Source organism: Nocardiopsis sp. NPDC006938, from assembly GCF_042869555.1.
In the GTDB taxonomy this organism is placed as follows: domain Bacteria; phylum Actinomycetota; class Actinomycetes; order Streptosporangiales; family Streptosporangiaceae; genus Nocardiopsis.
Map to the genome: position 1 here is coordinate 313,056 of NZ_JBIAGA010000006.1, position 6,000 is coordinate 319,055.

Here is a 6,000-nt window from a genome sequence, read left to right on the forward strand (position 1 = left end):
TGCCAACGACGGCCGTGGAGACCCCGAGACTCACCCGCGCGGTCGACGGCAGGCTCCTCGGCGGCGTCGCCTCGGGGTTGGCACGGCACCTGGGCCTCGACCCGGTGGTGGTCCGCCTCGCCTTCATGGCCCTCGCCGTCGGCGGTATCGGCGTCGCGGTCTACGCCGCCCTGTACTTCCTCGTCCCCAACGAGGAGGTCGGCGACGACGGACCCGAACCGGGAGAGGACGCCCGGCGCAAGGGCCGCGACATCTCCCAGCTCGTCGCCTACGTCGGCCTCGCCGCGGGCCTGGGCATCCTGTTCCTGATCTTCGGCGGCGTCTTCGACCCGCTCCTGTGGTTCGTCATCTTCGGAGCGCTGGGCGCGACCATCCTGTGGCAGCAGGCCAATCCGGCCGAACGCAACGAATGGATGAACAGCACCGTCAGCCGCACCCGACCCAAGAGCATCATGCGCACCACCGCCGGCGTCCTGCTCGTGGTGGTCGGCGTCATCGGCTTCCTGGTCTTCCAACAACAGCTCCAGGAGGCCCGGGCAGGGCTCACCTTCGCGTTCACGCTCATCTCCGGGATCGCGCTGATCGTCGCCCCCTGGATCATCGGACTCATCCGCGAACGCGACTCCGAACGCCGCGAGCGCATCCGCAACGCCGAACGCGCGGAACTCGCCGCGCACATCCACGACTCCGTCCTGCACACCCTCACCCTCATCCAGCGCCGCGCTGACGACCCCCGGGAGGTGCAGCGCCTGGCACGCGTGCAGGAACGCGCGCTGCGCAGCTGGCTCTACCAGCGCCCCGCCGACGCCGAGACCACCGTCACTCCCGGCCTCGAACGGGTGGCCGCCGAGGTCGAGGAGGAGCACGGCGTGCCCATCGAGGTCGTGTGCGTCGGGGACGCGCCCATCGACGACGGCGTCAGCGCCATGCTCCGCGCCGCCCGCGAGGCCATGGTCAACGCGTCCAAGTACGCCGGGACGGACGACATCTCGGTGTTCGGGGAGGTCGACGAGGCGGAGGTCCTGGTGTTCGTCCGCGACCGGGGCGCCGGGTTCGACCTCGACGACGTCCCCGAGGACCGCATGGGCGTGCGCGGCTCCATCATCGGCCGCATGGAACGCCACGGCGGCACCGCGCGCATCCGCACCGCACCGGGGGAGGGGACCGAGGTCCAGCTCCGCATGCCGCGCATCCACGACCTGTGAACCGAACCGCGCCCGCGGTGACCGCTTCGGGACACGGGCCCGGGAAGCGGCGGACACCACTACCTACCGGTCGACTTCCCTGGATAGGGTCCAGGTGTGGGAGAAGAGAGCACGACCTTCAGTGACGGAGACGCGGTCCCCCGCGTCGTGATCGTGGACGACCACCGGCTGTTCCGCAGCGGTGTGCGCGGAGAGCTCGGAGACGCCGTCAACGTCATCGGTGAGGCCGGGGACGTCGACAGTGCCGTGCACGTGATCAGCGAGACCCAGCCCGACCTCGTGCTCCTCGACGTGCACCTGCCCGGAGGGGGAGGGGTCGAGGTACTCCGCAGGGTCCTCGCCAAGCACCCCCAGATCCGCTTCCTCGCCCTGTCGGTGTCCGACGCCGCGGAGGACGTCATCGGCGTGGTGCGCGGCGGCGCGCGCGGCTACGTCACCAAGACCATCTCCGGCAGGGACCTGGCCAACGCCATCGTCCGGGTCGCGGACGGCGACGCGGTGTTCTCACCGCGCCTGGCCGGGTTCGTGCTCGACGCCTTCTCCGCGACCGACGCGCCCCCCACCGACCCCGAGCTGGACCGCCTCACCCAGCGCGAGCGCGAGGTCCTACGGCACATCGCCCGGGGCTACGCGTACAAGGAGGTCGCCAAGGAGCTGTTCATCTCGGTCAAGACGGTCGAGACGCACGTGTCCTCGGTGCTGCGCAAGCTCCAGCTGTCCAACCGGCACGAGCTCAGCCGTTGGGCCACCGCTCGCCGCCTCGTCTGAACGGGCCGCCGGGGCGGCGCCGACGCGACGCCCCGGCGCGCACCCGGTCAGCGCAGGGAGTCGAGCATGCGGTCGAGGAACTCGTCCTCCCGCACCCCGGTGACCACCCGCGCGGCCCGGCGCTCGTCCGCGCTCGGCCGCAGCCGCCGGTCGGCGACCGTCATCCCCCGGGTCAGCCCGCCGGTGAGCTCCACCCGCACGGGCGCTTCGAAGGCACCGGTGACCAGGTGCGGGTCCACCAGCACGGCGGCCGCCAGCGGGTCGTGCATCGCGCACTGGCGCACCCCGAAGATGCCCCGGTAGAACTCCGCGTAGAAGTCCAGGAACGCCGACGTGCTCTGGGCGCGCTCCCCCGGAACCTCCTGGAGGCGGTCGAGCCACGCACCGGTCGCCACCGTGCGCATGGTGATGTCGAGCGCGATCAGGTCGAGGTCGAACCCGGCCGCGAACACCGCCTCCGCCGCCTCGGGGTCGTTGGCGATGTTGGCCTCGGCGTGGGAGGACACGTTGCCGGGCACCTCCACGGCACCGCCCATCACGACCAGGCGCCGCACCAGCTCGGGCAGGCGCGGCTCCAGACCGAGCGCCAGTGCCAGGTTGGTGAGCGGGCCCACCGCGAGCACGTCGATCCGGCCCGGGTTCTCCCGCACCAGACGCACCAGCAGCTCGGCGGCCGACTCGGCCACCGGTACGCGCACGGGCTCGGGGAGCTTCACGTCGCCGAGGCCGTTCTCGCCGTGGACGTGCCCGGCCAGACGGGGCTCCTGCACCAGCGGCCGGGACGCCCCCACGGCCACCGGCACGTCCGGGCGGCCGTACAGGTCGAGCAGGCGCAGCGCGTTGAGCGCCGTCACCTCGACCGTGTTGTTGCCGAACACCGCGCCGATACCGACGATCTCCACCTCCGGCCGCGCGGCCAGGTAGGCGAGGGCGACGGCGTCGTCGATCCCCGGATCGCAGTCGACGAACACACGCGTGGACACCTGGTCAGCCAAGACCAATCTCCCCCAGAACAGGACACGGAACCGCCAGGCGGACGGCCTGGTGGGTTGCGGGCGCGGAGTCGGCGACCACGCCCATGACCGGTCACATCCCCTGAAAACGCCCTTCCCCAGGGTAAGCCGTCGGCCGTACCGGAGGGCGACGACCGGTCCCGGGCCTGGTGAGACACCGGGTGGACGGTCACGTCACCGGTCGGCCGTAACCTGGTAGGCGTGTCCTCCCAAGAACAGCTTCTCGAAGGTCTGAACGGTCCCCAGCGCGACGCCGTCACCCACGCGGGGTCGCCGCTCCTGATCGTGGCGGGAGCGGGCTCGGGCAAGACCCGTGTCCTCACCCACCGCATCGCCCACCTGATGGCCGAACGCGGGGTGCGCCCCGGGGAGATCCTCGCGATCACCTTCACCAACAAGGCCGCCGCCGAGATGAAGGAGCGCATCGAGGCCCTTCTCGGCACCCGCGCCGCCAACACCATGTGGACGATGACCTTCCACTCGGCGTGCGTGCGCATCCTGCGCAGGGAGGCGCACCGGCTCGGCTACCCGAGCGGCTTCACCATCTACGACGCCGCGGACTCCCAGCGCCTCATGCAGCTGGTCTGCAAGGAGATGGACCTCGACCCGAAGCGGTTCCCGCCCAAGTCCTTCAGCTTCCAGGTGTCCAACCTCAAGAACGAGCTCGTCGACTACGACACGTGCGCGGAGCAGGCCCAGACCGAGCAGGAGAAGAAGCTCGCCGAGGCCTACCAGCTCTACCAGCGCCGCCTCCACGAGGCCGGCGCCATGGACTTCGACGACCTGATCATGATCACGGTCAACCTGTTCCAGATGTTCCCGGACGTCGCCGAGTACTATCGGCGCCGCTTCCGGCACGTGATGGTCGACGAGTACCAGGACACCAACCACGCCCAGTACGCCTTCGTCCGCGAACTCGTCGGCGCGGCCGAGGGCTCCGTCACCAGCGTGGTCCCCGCGGCCGAACTGTGCGTGGTGGGCGACGCCGACCAGTCGATCTACGCCTTCCGGGGGGCGACCATCCGCAACATCCTGGAGTTCGAGCGCGACTTCCCCGACGCCCGCACCATCCTCCTGGAACAGAACTACCGCTCCACCCAGAACATCCTCTCCGCCGCCAACACGGTGATCGACCGCAACGAGGGCCGCCCCTCCAAGAAGCTGTGGTCCGAGCGGGGCGAGGGCCCCATGATCACCGGGTACGTCGCCGACAACGAGCACGACGAGGCGGCCTTCGTGGTCGGCGAGATCGACCGGCTCACCGACCAGGGCGTGGTCACCCCCGGCCAGGTCGCGGTGTTCTACCGCACCAACGCCCAGTCCCGCGTGTTCGAGGACGTGTTCGTCCGGACCGGGCTCCCGTACAAGATCGTCGGCGGTGTGCGCTTCTACGAGCGCAAGGAGATCCGCGACATCCTCGCCTACCTGCGGGTGCTGGCCAACCCCGAGGACACGGTCAGCCTGCGCCGCATCCTCAACGTGCCCAAGCGCGGCATCGGCGCCCGCGCCGAGGAGTCCGTCGAACTGCTCGCGGCGCGCGAGCGGATCTCGTTCTCCCGCGCGCTGCGCCGCGTGGACGAGGCTCCGGGCCTGGCCACCCGTTCGGCCAAGGCGATCCGCAACTTCACCGCGTTGCTGGACGAGCTCGCCGAGGTCGTACCGGGCAGCACCCCGGCGGAGATCGTCGAGGCGGTGCTCAGCAAGACCGGGTACCTGTCGGAGCTCGCGGAGTCCAAGGACCTCCAGGACGAGAGCCGGGTGGAGAACCTGGAGGAGTTCGTCGACGTCGCCCGGGAGTTCGAGCACACCTTCGCCGCCCTCATCGAGGACGAGGCGGAGCTGGAGGGCGAGGAGAACCAGGGCATCGACCCGGGGGAACCGACCCTGGTCGACTTCCTGGAACGCGTCTCACTGGTCGCCGACACCGACCAGATCCCGGACGGGGACGACGAGGGCGGCGTGGTCACCCTGATGACCCTGCACGCCGCCAAGGGCCTGGAGTTCCCGGCGGTCTTCCTCACCGGGATGGAGGACGGTGTCTTCCCGCACACGAGGACCCTGGGGGACAAGAAGGAACTGGAGGAGGAGCGGCGGCTGGCCTACGTGGGCATCACCCGGGCCGAGCAGCGGCTGTACGTCAGCCGCGCGGCGGTCCGCAGCGCCTGGGGGACGCCCGCCTACAACCCGGCCTCCCGGTTCCTGGACGAGATCCCGTCGACGCTGGTCGACTGGCGCCGTGCCGAGTCCACCCTCGCCGCACCGCCCAGCCGCACCATCGGCGGCCGGTCGGGCGGCGGCTTCGGGGGAGGGGGCGGCTTCGGCAGCACCTTCGGCGGCGGCCGGAAGAAGGCGGTCAAGGAGGCCCCCACGCTCAGCGTCGGGGACCTGGTCAACCACGACTCCTTCGGAATGGGGCGGGTCCAGCTGGTCGACGGCGCGGGCGACAAGACCAAGGCCCGGATCGACTTCGGCGCGGACATCGGGGAGAAGGACTTCCTGGTGAAGTACGCCCCGATCGAGAAGCTGTAGCCCGCGGGCCGGGCCCTCGGGCCCGGCCCCGGTCGGCTTCGGGTAGCGATCGGCGCCGTGTAAGCCAGGACACCGACGAGTTTTCGCGAACCCGTCACGAGCACTCCACCCCAGGGGTACAGTTGGTGAAGACCGAGCGAGACGAACGCGGATAACCCCGCGGGCGGGCCGGTCCACCCTCTCCGAAGAACTCCGGTTCGAGCACTGCTCGGGCCATGTAAACTCGGAGAGTCGCTTCAAAGGAAACAGGCACAAGCCGCAAGGCGCCCGAATCCACACGAAGCACAACGGGCTTTACCCCGATCTCGTGTCAAGCGGAAACGCTGCCACAAACCGCCGATTTGGCGGGGCGCGGAACACCTGATAAAGTAAAGACACAACAAAGCGGAAACGCCGCGAAAGCGGCGGAAAAGCAGAAGCCTTCTCCGGAAGAGCAGACAGAGTTCAGACTCTGGCGCTTGTACGGGAAGAGTGATTGTTTCTTG

4 protein-coding genes are annotated in these 6,000 nt (G+C 70.0%); 3 read left to right on the forward strand and 1 reads right to left on the reverse strand.

Annotated elements, in window-relative coordinates; translation table 11 throughout:
- The first annotated feature begins 14 nt into the window (after positions 1-14).
- Positions 15-1,205, forward strand: coding sequence for a PspC domain-containing protein (locus ACFYL4_RS12785; RefSeq protein WP_387518419.1), 1,191 nt, complete (start codon positions 15-17; stop codon positions 1,203-1,205).
- 96 nt (positions 1,206-1,301) lie between these two features.
- A complete protein-coding gene (locus ACFYL4_RS12790; RefSeq protein ID WP_357769367.1) occupies positions 1,302-1,973 on the forward strand; it encodes a response regulator transcription factor in 672 nt (223 codons plus the stop codon).
- A 47-nt stretch (positions 1,974-2,020) separates the two neighbouring features.
- Here the strand turns inward: ACFYL4_RS12790 and ACFYL4_RS12795 are convergent, their stop codons facing one another.
- Entirely contained in the window at positions 2,021-2,968 is a 948-nt protein-coding gene (locus ACFYL4_RS12795; protein WP_387518408.1) for a nucleoside hydrolase, read from the reverse strand.
- Positions 2,969-3,187: 219 nt separating this feature from the next.
- Between ACFYL4_RS12795 and pcrA the strand changes: the two genes are divergently transcribed.
- Positions 3,188-5,515 (forward strand): DNA helicase PcrA, encoded by a 2,328-nt coding sequence (gene pcrA, locus ACFYL4_RS12800; protein WP_387518410.1) that lies wholly within the window; start codon positions 3,188-3,190, stop codon positions 5,513-5,515.
- The last annotated feature ends 485 nt before the right edge of the window (positions 5,516-6,000 follow it).